20 protein-coding genes and 1 pseudogene are annotated in these 20689 nt (G+C 58.2%); 10 read left to right on the top strand and 11 right to left on the bottom strand.

The genetic code is table 11. The features are described from left to right. Window positions 1-64 precede the first annotated feature (64 nt). Window positions 65-1093, top strand: a complete 1029-nt coding sequence (locus IPM61_10195; protein ID MBK8911685.1) for a hypothetical protein — start codon at window positions 65-67, stop codon at window positions 1091-1093. Here the strand turns inward: IPM61_10195 and IPM61_10190 are convergent. Continuing rightward, window positions 1070-1828 (bottom strand): RNA methyltransferase, encoded by a 759-nt coding sequence (locus IPM61_10190; GenBank protein ID MBK8911684.1) that lies wholly within the window; start codon window positions 1826-1828, stop codon window positions 1070-1072. The two genes, IPM61_10195 and IPM61_10190, sit on opposite strands and share 24 nt — an antisense overlap. Before the next feature lie 284 nt (window positions 1829-2112). On the opposite strand from IPM61_10190, the gene sufB reads away from it, so the two are divergent. From sufB to IPM61_10155, 7 genes are all read left to right on the top strand, one after another. Further along, window positions 2113-3552, top strand: coding sequence for a Fe-S cluster assembly protein SufB (sufB, locus tag IPM61_10185; protein ID MBK8911683.1), 1440 nt, complete (start codon window positions 2113-2115; stop codon window positions 3550-3552). Window positions 3553-3655: 103 nt separating this feature from the next. Next, entirely contained in the window at window positions 3656-4414 is a 759-nt protein-coding gene (sufC, locus tag IPM61_10180; GenBank protein ID MBK8911682.1) for a Fe-S cluster assembly ATPase SufC, read from the top strand. A gap of 83 nt (window positions 4415-4497) precedes the next feature. Beyond that, window positions 4498-5814, top strand: coding sequence for a Fe-S cluster assembly protein SufD (sufD, locus tag IPM61_10175; GenBank protein MBK8911681.1), 1317 nt, complete (start codon window positions 4498-4500; stop codon window positions 5812-5814). 42 nt (window positions 5815-5856) lie between these two features. Next, window positions 5857-7095 (top strand): cysteine desulfurase, encoded by a 1239-nt coding sequence (locus IPM61_10170; protein MBK8911680.1) that lies wholly within the window; start codon window positions 5857-5859, stop codon window positions 7093-7095. Continuing rightward, window positions 7096-7551: an SUF system NifU family Fe-S cluster assembly protein gene (locus tag IPM61_10165; protein ID MBK8911679.1), complete on the top strand. Its 456-nt coding sequence runs from the start codon at window positions 7096-7098 to the stop codon at window positions 7549-7551. A 60-nt stretch (window positions 7552-7611) separates the two neighbouring features. Further along, window positions 7612-8007, top strand: a complete 396-nt coding sequence (locus IPM61_10160) for a DUF59 domain-containing protein (GenBank protein ID MBK8911678.1) — start codon at window positions 7612-7614, stop codon at window positions 8005-8007. Between the two features lie 51 nt (window positions 8008-8058). Beyond that, the gene (locus IPM61_10155; protein MBK8911677.1) at window positions 8059-8541 is read left to right on the top strand and encodes an Rrf2 family transcriptional regulator; all 483 of its coding nucleotides are present in this window, start codon (window positions 8059-8061) and stop codon (window positions 8539-8541) included. Window positions 8542-8593: 52 nt separating this feature from the next. Here IPM61_10155 and IPM61_10150 read toward each other — a convergent pair whose 3' ends face one another. From IPM61_10150 to IPM61_10110, 9 genes are all read right to left on the bottom strand, one after another. After that, window positions 8594-9469 carry a pyrroloquinoline quinone biosynthesis protein PqqB gene (locus IPM61_10150; protein MBK8911676.1) on the bottom strand — a complete coding sequence of 292 codons (876 nt, stop codon included), beginning with the start codon at window positions 9467-9469 and terminating at the stop codon, window positions 8594-8596. Window positions 9470-9489: 20 nt separating this feature from the next. Next, window positions 9490-9903: an acyl-CoA thioesterase gene (locus IPM61_10145; GenBank protein ID MBK8911675.1), complete on the bottom strand. Its 414-nt coding sequence runs from the start codon at window positions 9901-9903 to the stop codon at window positions 9490-9492. Further along, window positions 9900-10496, bottom strand: coding sequence for a hypothetical protein (locus tag IPM61_10140; GenBank protein MBK8911674.1), 597 nt, complete (start codon window positions 10494-10496; stop codon window positions 9900-9902). Before IPM61_10140 ends, IPM61_10145 begins: the two co-directional genes overlap by 4 nt. 8 nt (window positions 10497-10504) lie before the next feature. Continuing rightward, entirely contained in the window at window positions 10505-11350 is an 846-nt protein-coding gene (locus tag IPM61_10135; protein ID MBK8911673.1) for a site-specific DNA-methyltransferase, read from the bottom strand. 4 nt (window positions 11351-11354) lie between these two features. Continuing rightward, complete coding sequence (locus tag IPM61_10130) at window positions 11355-12266, bottom strand: HindIII family type II restriction endonuclease (protein MBK8911672.1); 912 nt, start codon at window positions 12264-12266, stop codon at window positions 11355-11357. 50 nt (window positions 12267-12316) lie between these two features. Then, window positions 12317-13279 (bottom strand): ParB/RepB/Spo0J family partition protein, encoded by a 963-nt coding sequence (locus tag IPM61_10125; protein ID MBK8911671.1) that lies wholly within the window; start codon window positions 13277-13279, stop codon window positions 12317-12319. A 14-nt stretch (window positions 13280-13293) separates the two neighbouring features. After that, the gene (locus IPM61_10120; protein MBK8911670.1) at window positions 13294-14394 is read right to left on the bottom strand and encodes a ParA family protein; all 1101 of its coding nucleotides are present in this window, start codon (window positions 14392-14394) and stop codon (window positions 13294-13296) included. A gap of 218 nt (window positions 14395-14612) precedes the next feature. Further along, window positions 14613-15209, bottom strand: coding sequence for an NUDIX hydrolase (locus tag IPM61_10115; protein ID MBK8911669.1), 597 nt, complete (start codon window positions 15207-15209; stop codon window positions 14613-14615). A 52-nt stretch (window positions 15210-15261) separates the two neighbouring features. Further along, the gene (locus tag IPM61_10110; protein MBK8911668.1) at window positions 15262-15936 is read right to left on the bottom strand and encodes a metal-dependent hydrolase; all 675 of its coding nucleotides are present in this window, start codon (window positions 15934-15936) and stop codon (window positions 15262-15264) included. Window positions 15937-16135: 199 nt separating this feature from the next. Between IPM61_10110 and IPM61_10105 the strand changes: the two genes are divergently transcribed. Together IPM61_10105 and IPM61_10100 are read left to right on the top strand one after the other, a co-directional pair. Beyond that, window positions 16136-16645, top strand: coding sequence for a hypothetical protein (locus tag IPM61_10105; GenBank protein ID MBK8911667.1), 510 nt, complete (start codon window positions 16136-16138; stop codon window positions 16643-16645). After that, a complete protein-coding gene (locus tag IPM61_10100; protein ID MBK8911666.1) occupies window positions 16578-17285 on the top strand; it encodes a glycosyltransferase family 9 protein in 708 nt (235 codons plus the stop codon). Before IPM61_10105 ends, IPM61_10100 begins: the two co-directional genes overlap by 68 nt. Before the next feature lie 33 nt (window positions 17286-17318). On the opposite strand, the pseudogene IPM61_10095 reads toward IPM61_10100, so the two are convergent. Continuing rightward, window positions 17319-20674, bottom strand: a pseudogene (locus tag IPM61_10095) (DUF499 domain-containing protein). Window positions 20675-20689: the final 15 nt, after the last annotated feature.

The following is a 20689-nucleotide window of genomic DNA, read 5'->3' as shown; positions in this document are numbered from 1 at the left end:
CACCTTTTTTGCGATTGGCGATGCCGGCCAAGCCGGGCCGGTGCTGGATGGCTGCGCAAACGGAATGAACCAATGGAGTGCAACGCTGCGCCAGCAAGGGAAGCCGCTTGGATTGCTCCTGTTCCTCGGGGATAATTTCTACCCGATTGGGCTGAACCATCCCAAGCCGGAACGGGAGCGATTGATCGCCGATATTCTTGGGCCACATCGGGAGCTGCTGCGGGCATTGGGGAAGGGGAACGTCCATGCGATTGCCGGCAACCACGACTACTACTGCCAAACCGTTGGCCCAATCCCGATGAACACCTGCGTTGCCGGAAACGAGCACGCCGCGCAAATCCCAGAATGGACCTACCACTACGGCCACCCCACCAGCATCCGCCGCGCCGTTGCTGCCGGAAGCCGCGACTCGGTGGAGTTCATCCTGTTCGATTCCGGATTGCCGGTGGCCGTGGGAGGACCCAGCTGCAAGCCGCTGTTCGACAGTTTGGAGAAGCTGCTGCGCCGTTCGGCAACGGCCCAAGGGGTGAAATGGCGGATACTTGCCGCGCATCACTCCCCGTTTACCGTTGGGGAGCATGGCGGCTGGCGGCGGTGGCTACCGGAGCAACGCCGCGTTGGATACGTGGGGAATTGCCAAGAAGAAGGTGACGACCCCTACCGCGCGATTTTCGACCTAATCAGCAACCAGGACAATTGCAATCGGGGATACCAAGCCTACTCCGACACCTTGCTGGCAACAATCCAGCGGAGCGGTGCGCGGGTCCAGCTGATGATGGCCGGGCACGACCACAGCCTTCAACTGCTGAACTATCCCGAACGCACCTGCCAGCTTTGCCCAAAAGTCTTTGTGATTTCCGGCGCGGGTGCAAAGCGCGAACCGGTAAAATCGCCCAATCCGCCAAGCGAGTTCACCCACCCGATCAACACCGACGCGGAGAAAGGGGCAAGCGCGGGGGGATTTATGATTGGGGAATTTGCCGAAGGGAGGCTGCGGCTGCGGTTCATCAACGCTGCCGATGGCGCGGTGCTTCCGATGGGTGGGGTGAAAGATTTCCAGATTGATGAATCAGGCCGATTGCTGGCGGAATAGCTCGTAGCAAAGAATCGAGCTTGCCATTGCAGCGTTCAGCGACTCCACATTCCCCACTCCGGGAATCCGCAGCAGCGTGGCTTGCTGGCGCACGTGCTGGCTGATGCCGTGCGCCTCGTTCCCAATCACAAAAATGCCATTGGGGGGAAGCAGGAGCTGGCCAAGCTGCTCGGCTCCATTTCCATCCAGCGCAATCAGCGGGCGATTGGCGGCGGCAAGCGTTTCAAAAGGGATATCGGCACAGACCGGAAGGGTGAACATGGCCCCCATGGTGGCGCGGACCGTTTTTGGGTTGTAGAGGTCGGCCGTGCCTTCCCCCAGCATCACCCCTCCCCAGCCGAACCATGCCGCGGTGCGGATGATCGTTCCAACATTTCCGGGATCGGCAAGCGCATCAAGATAGAGCCAGGGCTTCGGTTCGGAGAGGGCTTGCTGCGTGGGGATCGGCTCTGGGATTCTGACAACCGCGCCAACGCCCTGGGCGTTCTCGGTAGCAAACAGCGAATCGTTCCCCCAGCCAACAAGGTGGATTGGAATGCGCGTGCCGAACTGTTCTTGCAGCCACTCCGCCCTATCCTCCATCCCGAACAGGAACTCCACACTGGTGGGATTCTGGGCCAGCTCACGGATCAGCCGCTCCCCTTCGGCAAGGAATGCCCCTTGCTCGCGCCGCCCCTTGCGGCGATGCAGCGAACGAACCAGTTTGGCAAGCGTGTTAGAGAGTGGGGTTGGCATACAGGACCTTGCAGTGATCGTAACAACCAGATGAGGCTTTGCCCCAGTGGTATTGGCATGGGCCGAAACTACCACTCTCCGCCCAATCGCCATTCCATCCCCTCCATCCTGTAAGAGGTTTTTGCCGAAGGGCTTTCGTACAATCTTATTCTTGACTTTTTTGTACAGATTTGCTTAGGTTGCGCCCCGATTCCAAGAACGTTCCGCTGCAGAAGCAGCCCAAGCCGCATCAAGCCGGCCTGCCCGCAACAGCATTTTCTTCACGACCATCATAGAAGCACGCGATGAGCACCGACCTGGAAACCATCCAGCACGTTACCGAAAGTGAGTACAAGTACGGATTCACAACCGACGTTGATACCGAGGTCGTTCCCCCAGGGCTGAACGAAGATATCGTCCGCTTGATCTCCGCAAAAAAAGAAGAACCAGAATGGTTGCTGGAGTGGCGGCTGAAAGCCTTCCGCCATTGGCAGAAGATGGAAAACCCCGGCTGGCAGAACGTCCAGTTCCCACCGATTGACTACCAGGCCATTATCTACTTTGCTGCCCCAAAGAAAAAAGCAAAAAGCCTTGATGAAGTGGACCCCGAATTGTTGGAGATGTACGAAAAACTTGGCATCCCCCTGAATGAACGCGAGGCCCTGGCCGGCGTGGCCGTGGATGCCGTGATTGACAGCATCTCGGTGGCCACCACCTACAAGGAGAAGCTGGCCGAAAAAGGGATCATCTTCTGCTCCTTCAGCGAGGCCGTCCGCGAGCACCCTGAGCTTGTGCGGCAATACCTCGGCTCGGTGGTTCCTTATACCGACAACTACTTCGCCGCACTGAACTCCGCCGTCTTCAGCGATGGCTCCTTCGTCTTCATTCCCAAAGGGGTCCGCTGCCCGATGGAGCTTTCCACCTACTTCCGAATCAACGCCCAGAACACCGGGCAGTTTGAACGGACCCTGATCGTTGCCGAGGAAGGTGCCTACGTCAGCTACCTTGAAGGCTGTACCGCCCCCATGCGCGACGAAAACCAATTGCACGCCGCCGTGGTGGAGCTTGTGGCAATGGAACGCGCCGAAATCAAATACTCCACCGTCCAGAATTGGTACCCGGGCGATAAGGAAGGGCGTGGCGGCATCTACAACTTCGTCACCAAACGGGGCTTGTGCGCCGGGCGTGCCAGCAAAATCAGCTGGACCCAGGTGGAAACCGGATCGGCAATCACATGGAAATACCCAAGCTGCATCCTGAAAGGGGATGACTCCATCGGCGAGTTCTATTCGGTTGCCGTCACCAAGAATTATCAGCAGGCCGACACCGGAACCAAGATGATCCATATCGGGAAGAACACCCGCTCCACGATCGTCAGCAAAGGCATTTCCGCAGGCTTCGGCCAGAACACTTACCGCGGGCAAGTGAAAGTCTCCAAAGGTGCCGACAACGCCCGCAACTATTCCCAGTGTGATTCCATGCTGATTGGCGACCGCTGCGGCGCGCACACCTTCCCCTACCTTGAGGTCAGCAACCCCACCGCACAGCTGGAGCATGAAGCATCCACCTCCAAGATTGGCGAGGACCAGATCTTTTACTGCAACCAGCGCGGCATCAGCACCGAGGACGCGGTCTCGATGATCGTCAACGGGTTCTGCAAAGAAGTCTTCCGCGAGCTTCCGATGGAGTTCGCCGTGGAAGCGCAGAAGTTGTTGGCGGTGAGCTTGGAAGGAAGCGTCGGGTAAAACGGGCGCACCGGTATCCAGCCCCATCCAACCGCCAGGAACGCAAGCGCAGAACTGAAAATTTCACAACAGCAGATAGAACCAACCGATGTCACAACAACCGATTCTTGAGATTCGCGACCTTCGCGCAAGTGTGGAAGGGAAAGAGATTTTGAAGGGGATCAACCTGACGGTGAACCCTGGCGAAGTTCACGCCATCATGGGGCCGAACGGCTCGGGCAAAAGCACCCTTGCACAGGTCCTTGCCGGGCATAAAGCCTACGAAGTCACCGGCGGCCAGGCACTGCTTCGCGGGGAAGACCTTCTGGAGTTGGACCCCGAAGAACGCGCACGCGAAGGGGTGTTTCTTGCATTCCAATACCCCGTGGAACTCCCCGGCGTGAACAGCACCTACTTCCTGAAAGCCGCCGTGAACGCAGTCCGCAAACACCGGGGCGAAGAGGAGCTGGACGCTGCCGATTTCCTTGCGCTGGTTCGCAAAAAAATGAAGGTGCTGGACGTTGGCGAAGCATTGCTGAAACGCTCGGTGAACGAAGGCTTCAGCGGTGGCGAGAAAAAGCGGAACGAAATCTTCCAAATGGCGGTGCTGGAACCAACCCTGGCAATCCTTGACGAAACCGACTCCGGCCTTGACATTGACGCGCTTCGCGTTGTTGCCGACGGCGTGAACAAACTGCGCAGCAGCGATAACGCCATGGTCCTTGTCACCCACTACCAACGCCTTCTGGAGTATATCGTCCCCGATGTTGTCCACGTCCTGTACAAGGGGCGGATTATTAAATCTGGAGGGAAGGAGCTGGCGTTGGAGCTAGAAGAACATGGCTACGACTGGGTGAAAGAACACGCCGCCGAAACAGCGTAAAGGCCGCATCAACGCCGACGCAAGATCGCAAGCATCCATCGTTTCCCATTGGCCGATTTCCGACAACCGTTCCCTGCGATACCATGACTTCAACAACAGAATCTTTTCTCAAAAATTTTGCGCTGCTTGAGCAGAGCTTGAATGGTGAGTCGGAACTTCCGCTGCACCTGGTTCGGCGGCGTTCGTTGGAACGCTTCACCGCGCTTGGATTCCCCACCACACGCGATGAAGATTGGCGGTTCACAAACATCACCCCGCTGACATCCACCCACTTCCGCCCCGTGCTGATGCCGGAGCCGCACGGCATTGCCGCAAGCGACGTTGCAACGGCGGGATACGCCGGCGAAGCCGCGCACCGTTTGGTGTTTATCAACGGGCATTTTGCGCCGGAACTAAGCCAGCTTGGGGAAGTTGGGAAGGGCGTGGCGGTGCGCAACCTTGCCGCCGCGGTCAAAACTGCCCCGCAGGAGATTGAGCTGTTGATCGAATCGCTTCCGGTGGCCAAGCCCGATCCGTTCGCGGCGTTGAACACGGCGTTCCTTCGCGACGGGGCGTTTATTCGGGTCCCCAACGGCGCGATTATCGAGCAACCGATCCACCTGCTGTTTATCGGAATCGCCCCGGCGGAGGCAACGGTTTCGCACCTGCGCAATCTTATCGCCGTTGGCGAAAACGCCCAGGCCACGATTATCGAGGAGTACGCCAGCATTGGCAGCGGCCACCCCACGTTCACCAACCCGGTGACGCAGATTGTGGCCGGCCAGAACGCCATCGTCAACCACTACCGCATCCAACACGAGCAGGAATCGGGGTTCCATGTTGGGACGCTCCATGCCGAGCTTGCCCAGAGCAGCACCGTGAACTCCATCACCTTCACGCTGGGGAGCGCGATCGTCCGAAACAACACCAGTGCCCTGCTTGCGGGGACAGGGGCGCATTGCACGATGGATGGAATCTACCTTGCCAACGGCACGCAGCTGGTTGACAACCACACAACGCTGGACCACGCCGCCCCCAACTGCACCAGCCACGAACTGTACAAAGGGGTGCTGAACGACCGCGGGCGGGGCGTGTTTAGCGGGCGAATTATCGTCCGCCAGGATGCGCAGAAAACCGACTCGAAGCAATCGAACCGGAACCTTCTCCTTTCCGACACCGCCGTGATTGACAGCAAGCCGCAGCTGGAAATTTTTGCCGACGACGTGAAATGCACCCACGGCGCAACCATCGGCCAGTTGTCGGACGACTCCCTGTTCTACCTGCGCGCACGCGGCATTGGCCTTGCCGAAGCCAGGGCAATCCTGACCTACGCCTTTGCCGAGGAAGTGGTGGAGCATATCGCCATTCCCGAGCTTCGCGATTATCTGGAAACCCTGCTGAACACACGGTTGGAGCACTGAGAAAAGGGAGACCACGAACCACAATCAACCAACCCGAAACCGATGATTGCCACCGACCTTGCCCCGCTTGATGTTGCAGCCCTGCGCCAGGATTTCCCGATCCTGCAACGCGTTGTGCGTGGCAAACAGCTGGTCTATCTGGACAACGCTGCAACCACCCAGAAGCCGCAGCAGGTGATTGAGGCTATCGGCCGTTACTACGCCGAAACCAACTCCAACGTCCACCGCGGGGTCCATTACCTTAGCGAGCAGGCGACGCTTCACTACGAAGGCGCGCGGCGGAAGGTCGCCCAATTCTTGAATGCCGAAAGCGAGCGCGAGATCATTTTCACACGCGGAACAACCGAGGCGATCAACCTTGTTGCGGCATCGTTCGGGCGGAAATTTTTGCGCGAGGGGGATGAGGTTCTTCTGACAGAGATGGAGCATCACTCCAACATCGTCCCGTGGCAGATTGCTTGCGAGCTATCCGGCGCAACCCTTCGCGTTGTGCCAATCAACGACGACGGCGAGCTGATGATGGACCAGTTCCGCCAGATGCTAAGCCCAAAGACGAAGCTGGTGGCCGCCGTCCATTTGTCGAACGCGTTGGGAACCATCAATCCGGCACGGGAGATTGTGGAGCTTGCCCATTCCGTTGGCGCGTACGCACTGCTGGACGGGGCGCAAGCCGTTAGCCATTTGCCGGTTGATGTCCGCGCGTTGGATGCCGATTTCTATGCATTCAGCGGCCATAAAATTTTTGGACCAACGGGGATTGGAGTTCTGTACGGGAAAGCCGCGCTGTTAGAGTCCATGCCCCCGTATCAAGGTGGCGGCGATATGATCCGGTCCGTCAGTTTCCAGCGAACGATCTACAACGACATCCCCTACAAGTTCGAGGCCGGAACGCCCCACATCGCAGGGGCAATCGGCCTTGCCGCAGCGTTGGAGTACGTACAGGAAATCGGGCTGCAGCGGATTGCGGCTTGGGAGCATGAGCTGTTGGAGTACGGAACAAGCCTGCTTCAGGAAATCCCTGGGCTGCGGATTATCGGAACGGCGCGGCAGAAATCAAGCGTCCTATCGTTCGTGCTGGAAAGCGCGCACCCGCACGACATCGGCACCATCATTGATAACGATGGCGTTGCAATCCGCACCGGACACCACTGTGCCGAGCCGGTGATGCACCGGTTTGGCGTTCCGGCAACGGCGCGGGCCTCGGTGGCATTCTACAACACCCGCGAAGAGCTTCGCGCGCTTGCGCGTGCAATCCATAACGTCAACCGGCTTTTCTCCTAAATGAACGACCTGCGTGATTTATACCAAGAGATCATCTTGGACCACAACCGGAACCCGCGCAACTTCAGGGCAATCGAAGGCGCGACCCTGACCCTTGAGGGGCACAACCCACTGTGCGGCGACCGGTACACCGTTTATCTGCTGCTGGATGGCGACGTTGTGAAGGACATCAGTTTCACCGGAGCCGGCTGCGCCATTAGCAAGGCATCGGCCTCGGTGATGACCTCGCTTCTGAAAGGGAAAACACGCGCCGAAGCCGAAGCATTGTTCCAGCAATTCCACCATGTGGCCACCGGGGCGGATGCCGTTGGCGAGGAAGAGCTGGAGTCGCTTGGGAAGCTGGGGGCATTTGCCGGCGTGCGCGAGTTCCCGATGCGGGTAAAATGCGCCACCCTTGCCTGGCACACCATGCACAACGGATTGGAAGGAAAGCACGAAGCAGCAACCACCGAGTAGTAACGCCCGCGTAGCAATCCCCCAGCAGCAACGAACCAGTCAACCGATTCCCGACTTCCAATGGCCGATACCGATTTATCAACTTTGCCAGAGCAACCGGCCCCGCCGGCACCGGCAGCGATACCCGCAACGCTGAATCTGACGTTCGATCCCGAGCAGATTAAGCAGCTTGTGATTGATGTGCTGCGGACGGTCTATGACCCAGAAATCCCCGTTGACATCTACGAGCTTGGGCTGATTTACGACATCAGCGTGGAGCCGCCCGGGAACGTCCACGTGCTGATGACCCTGACCGCGCCCGCCTGCCCCGTTGCCGGAAGCCTCCCCGGAGAAGTGGAGGAAAAGCTGATGCAGACGCCCGGCATCACCAACGCCACGGTGGAGCTAACGTGGGAACCAGCGTGGGACCGCCACCTGATGTCGGAAGAAGCAAAACTGACGTTAGGGTTGTGGTAGAACTTTGCCGAACAGACCGCAGCCTCCGCTAACCGGAACCTGATAACCAACATGAAATTCAGCACTCAGGAAGAATATGGCATACGCTGCTTGCTCCGAATCGCCCGCGCGGGGGATGGAGCCAGCCTGACCATTCCTGAAATCAGCCAAGCCGAGGGATTGTCGGATGCGAACGTGGCAAAGCTGTTGCGAATTTTGCGGCTGGGGGGATTTGTGGAAGCCACCCGCGGGCGCGTGGGGGGATATTCGCTGGCACGCCAACCGGAAGCGATTCCAATCTCGGAAGTGCTGCACGTTCTTGGCGGGAAGCTGGTGGAGGATGATTTCTGCGAAGCATACAGCGGCGGCAGCGGCAAGCTGTGCGTGCACGCCATTGATTGCACCATCTTTTCCTTGTGGGAAACCATCCAACGCGCTGTGAACCAGGCACTGGAGAACGTCACTCTGGGTGACATGATCCCACGCACCCCAGAGGACCTGCAGCCGCACCGAAGCTCGTTCCTGCCGGAACTTCCCACCATCTCCAAAGCATAAACTCACGCCGCGGGCGCACGGACCGAACGTGGCGAACCGCAAGAACGCAAGTTTAGATACTCACCCTCTCCCCTTCTTCCGCAACGCCGAACCCTGCTTCTTCAATTCTTCGGCGCGCCGCGCTGTTGGGGTCCAGCGCGGGGTTCGTGTGGTTCAGATGGATGAACCGGATTTTTCTCCGCTCGGTTGCTGGCAATCCCGCAAAACGCTCCATACTTTCGGCGATGGTCGGGTGTGGGATCAACGTCATGTCGCGGCCCGGAAGCTCGGCTCGGTCAAAGAAGGTGGCATCAAGGAATGCCACATCCACCGCGGCGATGATCTCTTCAATCGTGGTTCCCCAGCGGTCCAGCAGTTCCCACCGGTCAATGTCTGGCAAGAAAAGCACGCTCCGCTCGGGACCAGCCACCACAAACCCAACCGTCTCCGAATACTCATCCCGATGCGGGACCAAGATCGGGGTGATGCGTACCCGCTGGCCCAACGGCGTTGCGCGGTTTGGCTCCATCATCACAATCCTCACGCTTCCCTCCCGAATGAGCATCTCCCACGGGGCATTTTGTTCCAGAAATTCCGCCATTCGTGGCATCACCATCAGCGGCAGCCCGCGTGCGCCCATTGCCTCGCGGCCCAAGTGAATCAGCCCTGCGTAATGGCCAACGTGTGCGTGGGAAATGGCGATACCGGAAAGTAGCGGCGAAGAATCGGGCGGGGAAAGCGTGCAAAGGTGATGGAGTTGTTCGCGGAAATCGGGGGTGCACTCAATCATCCACCGCTGATTGGTGGCGGGGTCAGTAATTCCCAGGCAAGCGGCGTGGCGGCGTAGCTGGCGGTCCCCCCAAGCCGGATGCCAATGCGCCCCCGCCTGCGGAACGCCACCATCTTGAGCAACGCCAAGAAGGGTGAGGAAGGGGGATGGATGATCCATGGGAAATCGTTAATAAGGGATCACGAAGAAACGCCATCGGCTTGGCGCAGCACCTCCAAAAACCCCGCCGGCGGGCGGACTGGCTTCATGCCGTCGGCGGTGGTGAAGACGTGGGTGGTTGTGCCGGCCACCAGCAGCAGGTCCTCGCGGTGGATCTGGTACTCAATCAGCAAGCGAACTCCAACCGGCTCCTTCATCGCGGCAGTGACCGTGATAAGTTCGTCGTAGCGGGCAGGGCGGTGGATTTGCAGGCTTGCTTCCAGCACCGGCAGCAGCAGCCCGCCACGCTCGATGTTGGAGTAGGCCATGCCGCAGTTTCGCAGCAGTTCGGTCCTTCCCGTCTCGAAAAATTCCAGATAGACCCCATGATACACCACCCCCATTTGATCGGTATCGCGGTAGCGGACACGGATGTTGGTGCTGTGGCGGATCATGCAGCGTTCAACTCTTTCAGTTTTTGCTCGGTGGCGGTGAAGGCCGCAGCAAGGTCGTAGCCGTTCATGTTGGCGATCTTCTGGCGGATCATCATAAACGGGCTGACGCGGATAACATCCTCCTCCGGCGCAACATTCCGGGGAACGAACAGGAGCGTGGCGGGGTCCAGATAGGTCAGGTCGCTAACCCAACGCCCGCGGCTGTTGCGGGCCAGAACTTCGCCAACGTACGCGCCGATTACCGTCACCGCATCGTCCGATGGCGGCTGGCTTCCTTGCTTCCCCCATCCCCGCCGGATCATCCTGTCCACCCGTCCGATGCTGCTAACGGAGTAATCCAGGTCCTCGCCAAAACTGCGCCGCCCAACCGAGGCACAGATGTTCGCCAGCTTTTTCATCCGAACGTCGGAAGGTTCTTCGTGGGTCAGGATTGTGGTTGGCTCGATATTCAGCAGGACGCGCCCGCCGGAAGTTCGCGCAACTTCGGCAGCGTCCGCGCTGGCACGCGCGCGCTGCCATGCCGCATACGCAACGCCAAACAACACCGCGCCGGCCACAAGAAAAATAATGCTGAGAAGAGTTGTGGAGTCCATGAGGTTTGTTAGTGAAAAGCCTGCTGCTTTGCGTTGGATTTTTTCTCATCAACCACAAATAATGTTGGTTGAGCTTCTATCAGTTTCACACGCCTGCTTGCTAATTCGCAATACTCTTGGCTAATATCAATGCCGATATAGCTTCTTCCCATTTCGGCGGCCACCCGTGGGGTTGTTCCGCTGCCACACATTGGATCCAAAACAACATCACCAGGGTTCGTCCATGAAGCCACATGGTCTCTTACTAATTCACAAGGGAAGGGAGCCGGATGCCCTTTTGCTTCCTGGTCTTCTTGTTTTTTTCCAACCACATATTCCCAGATATTGCCCTTGATTTTTTTATCCTTTACTGGATTAGCAAATTTTTCTCTGATCTGCTCATTTTTAGAATAATTTTTATACGTCGTTCCGTTTAGCTCCAATCCTGCGTGCATACAATCCACCATAATTGGATTGTGCGTTTTCACAATCCCTTTGCTAAACACAAACATATATTCAAACTCATTGTTGTAGCGTTTACGGTAAATCTGGGGAATTGGGTTCTTTTTTTTAAAGATCATTGTGTCATGGAGATTGAATCCTATTTCTTTAAAAAATAGAGCTTGCTTAAAACTTGTCCCGGTTTCTGTTGCTTCAATCGTAGCATCGGCCACCACCCAGACGACTACTCCACCTTGCTTAGTTATTCTAAATAACTCCTTCGCAATGTCTTCAAAAGGGAACACGTAGCCTTTATAATTTCTTAAATCATCGTACGGTGGCGATGTGATTGTTGCGTCAATGATTTCGCTGTCGAAGCCTTTCATTACTTCAACACAATTTCCTTTTATGATTGAATTGAAAATATTTTTCATTGCTTCATTGCATGGCAAACAAACCATTATCAGCAATGGCTTGGATCGTTTTAATCTTGCTGTCTATTTTATGAATTTTTATCAATTGCATTAAAGCCTCCTCATGGCTCATGCGCATTATGCTCTCGCGTTGCTGCGCCAAAAAGAACAGGTCGGCCTCCTTAGCAATGCTAACGGCCTCCAACGAAGCCTGCTTTTCTTTCTGCCATAAACTTTGGATGGATTCGGAAAATTCCAGCATGGTTCTGTTTATTCCCATCCAATAATCAGTGGCGTTTTTTGAAAGCGGAAGCTGTGGGACAGTCTTGAAAATTTCATGCAATAACTTTTGGGCCTTTTCTTTCCCATCAATTTTGGAGTATGCAACGATTAAGGAGATGTGCGAATAGGTTAGGATGCAGACATTGCGACTTGTCGCGCTTTGGTAAATCTGGCTTGAAGTTTTTGGAAGCTGATAAATTGGGCAGACCACCACTGCGTTAGGTTTCCCTCGCTTCCAAGTATCCATTGCCTGTATCTTGAAATCCTTCTGGTTTTTCGCCGTCCGGCTCAAACGGAAAGATTTAGCATCCGCCACAAAGCTGTAGTCTGTAGCGAACACCTCAACATCTGCAGCGTCTGATCGCTCGCTAAGGACAATGCTCTTCAAACCTATTGCGTTAAAACTTAAGGAAAGCAAGCAATCTGTGTATTTTGAATAGAGCTTCTCCTCACTTGAATCGCGATTATACGATTCAGGGATATTGCCACACAGCCTTAGATGGTCAATTAATGAAGCAATGCCATCATTAGCGATTTCTGCTGCCAGCTCCTCGGCTAAACGCTCGTAATCATCGCTAAACTTTCCGCTTAATTTTCGGATTTCTTCAATCCAAAAAAGCCGCTTTTGGACTCCACTATTTGATATCACCTTCATTGCTGAGCCATCACATTTAAAAATCGGATAAACGATTTAGCCCCCCCCACTCACCGCCCATGCCGCTCAATCAGTGCGAACAGCTCTAGCAATCGCTCTAAATCTTCGCTGCTGTAGAAATCAATGGTGATGTTGCCGTCGCCGGCGGCATTCGATTTCACTTTCACTTGCGTGCCGAACACCTGGCGAAGCCGCGCGGAAATTTCTGTCAGGGTTAAATCAAGCTCGGTGCGGGTTGGGCTGGGGCTGGCAATGCCGTTGGATGCCGCCGGCTTCTTCTCCTTCCGCGCGGCCCCCGATTGCGCCACCTGCTTGACGATTGCCTCCGTTTTCCGCACCGACAACCCTTCGTCCCGCACCTGCTTCCAGACTTCTATCTGCCCTTCCACATCTTGAACCGTCAGCAATGCCCGGGCGTGGCCCATCGTGATCTCGCCATCCCGCAACGACTCCTGAACCTGCTGCGGAAGCCGAAGCAACCGAAGCATATTCGTGACGGTGGAGCGGTCCTTCCCGACTTTATCGGCCACCTCCTCCTGCGTCAGGCTGCACTCTTTTATCAGCCGCTGGTAGCCAAGCGCGATTTCAATCGGGTTCAGGTTTTCGCGCTGGACGTTTTCAATCAGCGCGATTTCCAGCATCCCGCGGTCGCTGTTTACATCAAGGATGTAGGCGGGGACCTCGGTCAGCCCAGCATCAATCGAGGCACGCACGCGCCGCTCGCCGGAGATCAGCTCGAACCGCTCGCCAACCCGCCGCACGGTGATCGGCTGGATCACCCCATGCTCCAAGATTGAGTTCTTCAGCTCCTCCAACGCCTGCGGGTTGAAATCAACGCGGGGCTGAAATGGGTTTGGGCTAACCTTTGCGATGTCAATTTTGCAGATCGTCCCCACCGACCGGCCATCGTCGTTGGGAAGATGCTCGCGCAGATCGGCCGCTTCGGCTGCCGAAGCGGTTCCCGAGAGTAGCGCTCCAAGTCCGCGCCCTAGCACACCTTTGTTCTTGGCCATTGTTCCGGTTCCAGTCACGTTGTTTTATCCGAGGAGTTGTCGCGTTTTTTTTGTTGTTGCTCTGCAGGTTTTGCCGATTGCTCGGGTTCCTGGTTGCCCGCAATGCCGTTTTCCGTGCCCCCTTTCTGTGCCGCATCGGGGGGCGTGGCTTGTGACGGTGGCAATGGAGAATCTTTCTGGGGTGGGGTCGCATCCGCCGCGGCTGGCGGCTTGGCCTGGCCCTCCACCGTGCCGTTTTCCGTTGGCTGTGCCAGGTCGGGGGGGGCGGCTGGTTGGGGCGGCGATGAAGGCGCACCCGAGGGGGGCGAGATAATGGCCGAGGCCACATCCACCGCCGGCGGCTCGGTGATGATTCCGTCGCGCCGGAGCATCTCGGTGGCAAGGTCCATGTAGTTTTTGGTCCCGATGGAAAGCGCGTCGTACAGCAGCACCGGCTTGCCGTGGCTGGGCGCCTCGCTTAACCGCACGTTTCGGGTGATGATCGTCTGGAAAACTTTGTCGCCAAAATACCGCCGAACCTCGCTGGCAACCTGGTTCGACAGGCGCAGGCGGCTGTCGTACATCGTCAGCAGCACCCCTTCGATATCCAGCGATTGGTTCAGATGTTTTTTCACGATGGAGATGGTGTTCAGCAACTGCCCCAACCCCTCAAGCGCGTAGTATTCGCATTGCACGGGGATCATCACCGAGTCGGCAGCGGTAAGGGCGTTCAGGGTTAGAAGGCCAAGCGAGGGGGGGCAATCAATCACCACGTAGGTGTATTTGCGCCGCACCGCCTCCAACGCTTTCAGCAGCACTTTTTCGCGGTGGATCACCTCAATCATCTCAATCTCGGCCCCAACAAGATTGATGTGGGAAGGGATCATCTCCAGATATGCCAAATCCGTTTTCATGGTGGCATCTGCCGGGGCAATGCCGTCCACCATCACCTCGTAGATCGTCTTCGTCAGCTTTTGCGGATTGATCCCCAATCCGCTGGTGGCGTTGGCTTGCGGGTCCGTATCAATCAGCAGCGTTGGTTGCTCGGCAGCAGCAAGCGAGGCCGCAAGATTTACTGCGGTCGTCGTCTTCCCGACTCCACCTTTCTGATTTGCTACGGCGATTACTTTGCCCATGTTGATGCTGGTAAAAAGCTAACGAACGGAGAATATGCTGGAAGATGTTGCTGGCTCTGGCAACAAGGCTGCGCCATCAGCCCGTGCGGTTGGTCATCGGCAAGAACACAAGGTTCGCGGTGGCTTCCCCATCGGTGCGGTTTGGCGAACCCTGTTCGCCCATTCCAACTTCGGCGAAAATACGGTTCGCTGGGGATATGGCCACAGGCTTGTTCTGGTTAATCTGTGCAAGCTCCGGAATCGGCCACGTTGCTGGCTTGGGATTGGCGCAGGTGATACCAGTGGAACGCCGCAACCACCAGCGCGTGGGTAATCGCCCCGCTGCGGATCAGTTCCGGAATCTGGCCGATTGGGGCCTCCACAAGCTCAATTTCCTCATGCTCATCAAAGCTGGTTTGGCCAGCGGTCAGCCCGGTTGCCAGCACCGTCCAGGTCCAGTTGTCGAACAACGCGGGGTTGGACCGCACCCGCCCGATGATTGCCGTTTCGGCGCAATCGTAACCCGATTCCTCCAGCAACTCGCGCCGGGCAGCGTGCTCCGGCGTTTCGCCGTCGTCAATGATTCCGCCGGGGATTTCCAGGGTGATCTCATCGGAGCCATGCCGGTACTGGCGGACCAGAACCACACGGTTGCTGGGGGTGATTGCCACCACGTTCACCCAATCGCGGGTGCCAATCTGGTAGAAATCCCCCTCGTTCCCGGTGTCGCGGCTGCGGCGGCGAACTTTACGGATGTCGAACACTGGCGAATGGAGAACCGACTCGCTCTGCAACGTCTCCCACCGCTGCAAACCACCGCTGGTTGATGGATCCATGATTCAGATTAGCTCCAATAAAAAATTTCCGATGCCCCCCAACCTTGCCGCTTCACAACGTGTGCGATTGGCCAGGGTCCAGGATCAATGCTTCGTGGCCGGCGGACTGCACCAGCCGGCGGAACTCGTTCGCGTCCACCGTGATTGCGGGGAAGGTGTTGTAATGAATGGGGATCGTCAGCTTTGGATTCAGCAGCCCCACGGCATAGGCGGCATCCTCAATCCCCATCGTGAAATTGTCCCCAATCGGAAGCAACGCAACGTCAATCGGGTGGCGTTCGCCAATCAACTTCATGTCGTAAAACAGCGCGGTGTCGCCGGCGTGGTAGATTGTTTTTCCCGCAATCGTCACCAGCACCCCGCAGGCCGCCCCCATGCTGTATCCCCCCGGCCCGCCCGATCCGTGGTGGGCAATCGTGAACTTCACCCTGCCGAACTCAAAATCGTGCGCGCCGCCGGTTGACATCGCCCACCCTTTCCCCCCGCGCTCCTCCAAGTAGGTGACAACCTCAAACGGAGCAATCACCAGCGCCCCGGTTCGTTGCGCAATCGCTTCGGCATCGCCCAGATGGTCGCCATGCCCGTGGGTTAGAATGATATGCGTGGGATTCACCCCGCCAGCCACGACCGATGCCGAAGGGTTTCCGGTGAGGAATGGGTCTATCAGAATTTCAAACGTGCCGGTGCGAATCTGAATGGCAGAATGCCCCAGAAACGTCAGTGAAATATCAGCCATTGGGAATTTTGCTGTTTGAGAAGTTGGAACGTGCAGAGGGAACAAAGCATCCAGCACCCAAAGCGGCAGCCCCGTTGGGCAGATTGGATGTAAGAGAGCGTTGGCAAGATAGCCCAAAGGGGGCGTGCTGGCAATCGGCTGGTGTAACTTTGCTCTTCTTCAACATCATGATCTGCCATTATTGCCTGCCATGACTGCCCGCGTGAGCAAGGACCGCCATACCTCGCCATCGCTTCTTCGCCGCCTGAAATTTTGGCTGCTGAACCTGCTGTTTGGCCGCCAGCAAGGGTTGCCGTTGCTGCGTCCGGAGCAGTTGCGCCGCGTGCTGCTGCTGCGCCACGACCGCCTGGGGGATGCGATCATCACCACGCCATTGATTGACGCGCTTCGCCACCTGAACCCCGCGGTCCAGATTGATGTGATTGCCGCCCCCGCCAACCGCGAGTTCTTCCAAAACGATCCACGGATTGGCGTGGTTGAGGTGCTGCAAGGGTCGCCACTGCAACGGCTTGGGCTGATACTCCGCTGCCGCCGCCGCCGCTACGATGCAGGGCTGCAGTTGGTGTTGGGAAGAACCACGCTTCCGGCAATCCTGCTTTGGCCTGTGCCTCCCCACCGGGCGGACGCTTGGGATGCGGGTCCCGCTCCACGAACGGTTGTTCAACCACAGCATCCCCATCCCCAGCGAACTCCATTTTAGCGAACGCACCCTTGCCGTGCTGACCAGGAACATTGCTGCGGGAATGGAGCTTCCCCACTTCCCCTACTCCATCCCGCTCCGGCCGCACGATGTGGCGATTGCCGACGCGATGCTTGCGGAAAAAGGGCTGCTGGGGAAGCAATGGATTCTGCTGAATATCAGCACCGGAAAGGCGGACCGGAATTTTAGCGACCAGCAGAATGTGGCGTTGGCGAAAGGGTTGGCGGGGCTGGGGCTTCCGGTGGGGATTATCGCCAGCCCAAAGGAGCATGGCCGCGCAAGCCGCATTGCCACGGAAGCTGGCGCGGGCGTTACTCCGCTTCCATTTGGCACGCTTGGGGCGGTGATGTCGGGGATCGGGAACGCCGCGCTGGTTGCCACCCCCGACACCGCGATTGTCCACATCACCTCGGCAATGGGGCGGCCAATTGTGGCGATGATTCCGGCGGATGTGGTTGGCGGCTGGGAGCCGCTGGGCGTGCCGTCGCGAGTGATTATTGCGGGGGGGGCCGCCACGATGGAACCCACCAACACCGAACCCACTAACACCGAACCCACTAACACCGAACCCACCAACTTCGTGAAGCTGGCGATTGCTGCGGCGGGGGAATTGCTGGGGATTGCAGCGCGCCAACAGTGAGAACGCTCCAGTGGCCAAGCGGGCAACCGCTTGCTATCGGTTCATCCCTCCGCCCCCCTCAAATCCGTGAGTTTTAAAATTCAGCTGGCGCCCGTTTTCCGTCACGATCCGCACGATATTCGCCGGCACTCCGCCGGGAACCGTGGCTGCAATCTCCAACGTCACCTGCACATCCGAACCATCCAGCGCAACTAAATGCGCGATTACTTCCTCGGCAATGTGCCCGGCATCCCGCCCAACCCGGCTGTTGTCCAGCCGGACGCTTCCATGATATCGGTTTGGCTTGGCTGGCTCGGTTGGCGTGTTGGCCAGGGCTTCGGTTGATGGTTGGAGTAGGCCGTTATCACCAGGGTCCTTTGGTTCGGAGCCAACGGGCGCAGGCATTTCGGCCTTGCGTTGCTCATCGGCCACTTGGGGCCTGACGATCACCCCCGATGAATGAGCGTCCGAGACCTCCACCGGCTCGCCGCAACGCAGCCCGCGGTACCGGCCAGCGGCTTCATCGTAGCTGTCGGCGTAGGCAAAGGAGTCATGGACCCATACCAGCAACCCCAGCCCGTCGCGAATGGCCTTGAACAATACCTCGGGGCTTTTTAACCGTTGCAAGTACAGATAGCTGGCGAAGTCTTCGGCCAGCTGCTCGATTGCAACATGGTTGCCACGCCACAGCGGGATGCGGTCAAGCTCCATGCGAAGCATGGTGGGGGCAAAGCTCGCAACCATCGCCTGGTCCGCCTGCAGCCTTTTGCTTGCCCGTTCGGCAAGGCTATCCTGCCCGGTGTTCGCCAGCCGAATCGCTTGCCAACGCACCGCGGCTTGCGGATTCTCTTGGCTGGGCACCAGCAACCATTGGTAGGCTTCCGGTATCCGCGCCGTCAGCGCGCTTTCGGCAGCCTCCAGCTGTATTTGGGCCTGCCGTGCCTGATGCGGATCCAGGTTCAGCTGCTCCCTTTCGGTAAGGATGGACCGCCAAGCAAGGTATTTCCGCACCGCTTCGTCAAGGTCCTGCATCCGGGATGTATCGGCAGCAAGGAACAACAGCGTGTTCCGGAACAAGCGCGGGGTGTTGCCGCGCGATTCCAGAATCACCTTCGCCATTGCCTCGGCGGCGTTGTTCGGATCTTTGCTGTATGGGTGCTCGCTGCTTAGCACAACCAGCCGTGCCTCACAGCTGTCGGGCACGTCGGCACTGGTGCGGGGCATGGAGTGGATTCCCCTAAAACCGCCGTCCCGCCGCAGGTCCGCGGCCAATCGCTTGTTCAGTTCGTGCGCCACCGGGTCGGGGTCGCGCCGCAGCTGCTCGGCACGGTCCTCGGCCAGCTTGGTAACGGTCGGTTGGGTGGAGTACCACACCCGCGGCCCATCCTGATAGAGATAGGTGGCGGCCGATGCCAGCCGCCGCAACGCATCGCCAAACACCGCAGGGGCCTCGCCCGGCATCACACATCCAAGTTTTACTTGGCGGTCCTCGATCCCCCGATGCGCCGCCGCAGCCGTGGGGGCCGAGCCAAGATAGATGGTGCGCGCCACGCGGCGGACCGCCTGAAGTTTCCCCAGGTTCGCCACCTCGCCATCAATGCGAAGCGGCAAGGAGTTCGGGCCGTCAACATCTTTCTCGATCACCGGCACCCAGTTGTCGGAGAGGTAGCGGGTTAGCTCGGACTGTACGCGCGGGTCGTCAATCGGAAGGGTGGAAGGAAGGATCAGCGGGCTGCGGTCCCCTTTTTCCCACAGGCTGTAGATTACCGCAGCCATCAACCGCAGCACCCCACGGGTCGCTGGAATTTCACCAACGTGGACCAGTCGTTGTACAACCGGTCGAAAATTTCCGGGTGGATGGGATACGCCGATTTCAGCCGCTGCTCGTACTCGCTTTCGTGGCACTCCGGCGGGAACTCCGTTTTCTGCGTTCGATATACATCAAAGAACGCTCGCGCCGTCAGGTCCCGCTGCTTGAACTTCTCGGGGTCCGCAAGCGGCTCGAACAATCGCCGCCGAACAATCTCAAACCCTTCCTCGGCACTTGCCGGGCGCCAGGGCGATTCCACACGCCCAATCACGTTCCGCAACCGGTCCAACGCTTCGCGCCCACGCACCCCGCCAACCTCAACGTCGTCGGCAGCGGCGTGCGGCGCCCCGACGGCGGCGGCAGCGGTGGCCGAGGCCGGAAGGCTAACCACCAGCAGGCTGTTCCCCGCCAGCTTGGCCGATTCGGTCAGCAGCTGCGCAAAGGTGAACTGCGTCTCGAAACTTCCCCCGGGCAAATCGCTTTGGTCGTGCAGCTGCCGCGCATATGCCACCCATTCATCAATCAACACCAAGCAGGGGCCATACTCCACAAACAACTCCCGCAGCAGGTCCCCCGGGTTGGTTGCCCGTTCGTCGTCGGCGGCAATCCGGGCGTAGGCGTTCGCGCCGCCAAGCTGCCATGCTAACTCCCCCCACAAGGTCCGAACCACCGTCCCATCGCTTTTCACCGATGGATTCCCCGGGGAGATTTTGTTCCCCACCAACACCACCCGCCGAACCGTGGGAAGGTCCCCCACCCCGGCCCCAGCAAGCACCGCATCAACCCCCGGAAGCAGGGTTGGCGAAACCCCGGAAAACAGGTGGAATAACGCCAACATCGAGTGGGTTTTCCCCCCGCCAAAATTTGTTTGCAGCTGCACCACCGGGTCCCCACCGGTGCCAGCCACCCGCTGCGCCGCACCCGCCAACAACTGCTTCAGGCTTTCGGTCAGATACGTCCGGCGGAAAAATTCCGAGGGGTCGCGGTACTCGTCGCTCCCTTCGCCAAGATATACCTGCCACAAATCCGCAGCGAACTCCGCCTGCTGGTAACGCCCGCTGGCAACGTCCGCGTGCGGCGTCACCACCTGGCGCCAGGATGGCAGCCCGCCGGCCACCTGCGGCTCAATCGTGCTTCCGGTGGTTTTCCGCTTCTCCTGCCGCACTTTCTCGTCGAACTGCAACCGCAGTAACTCCATCCGCATCTTCTCCACTTCGTCGGCTTCCGCTGCCGAGACGGAGGTGAGCAGCCGCACCGAGGAATCCAACACCCGGTAGGTGTCGTCGCCGTTGAAACGGCCTTGGTGCGCCCACGTGTTCCGCGCCTCGCGCAGCTCGCTTACCAGGTTCCGCTCGGCCTGGCCAAGCGTGCGGGCAAACACATCCTTCCAACCATGCATCATCAGCTTCAGCAGCAGGGCCGTGTCGTAGCTGGCAATTGGCTTGCTGGCAAATTCGGTCCCTTCCCGCAAAATGTACGATGCCTCAAGCTCCATTTTCTCCTCATACTTGCTCCGCATCTCGCGCTCCACAAACGGCGCAAGCCCCAGCCGAAGCAGTTCCATCGCCCTTCCAACCCGTTCGTAATTGGTGATTGCCATTCTCTCTTTCCTATT

It is taken from the genome of Chlorobiota bacterium, assembly GCA_016710285.1.
Lineage (GTDB): Bacteria > Bacteroidota > Ignavibacteria > OLB7 > OLB7 > OLB7.
The sequence above is the reverse complement of the archived record's forward strand: the minus strand, read 5'-3'. Positions and strand labels throughout refer to the sequence as shown.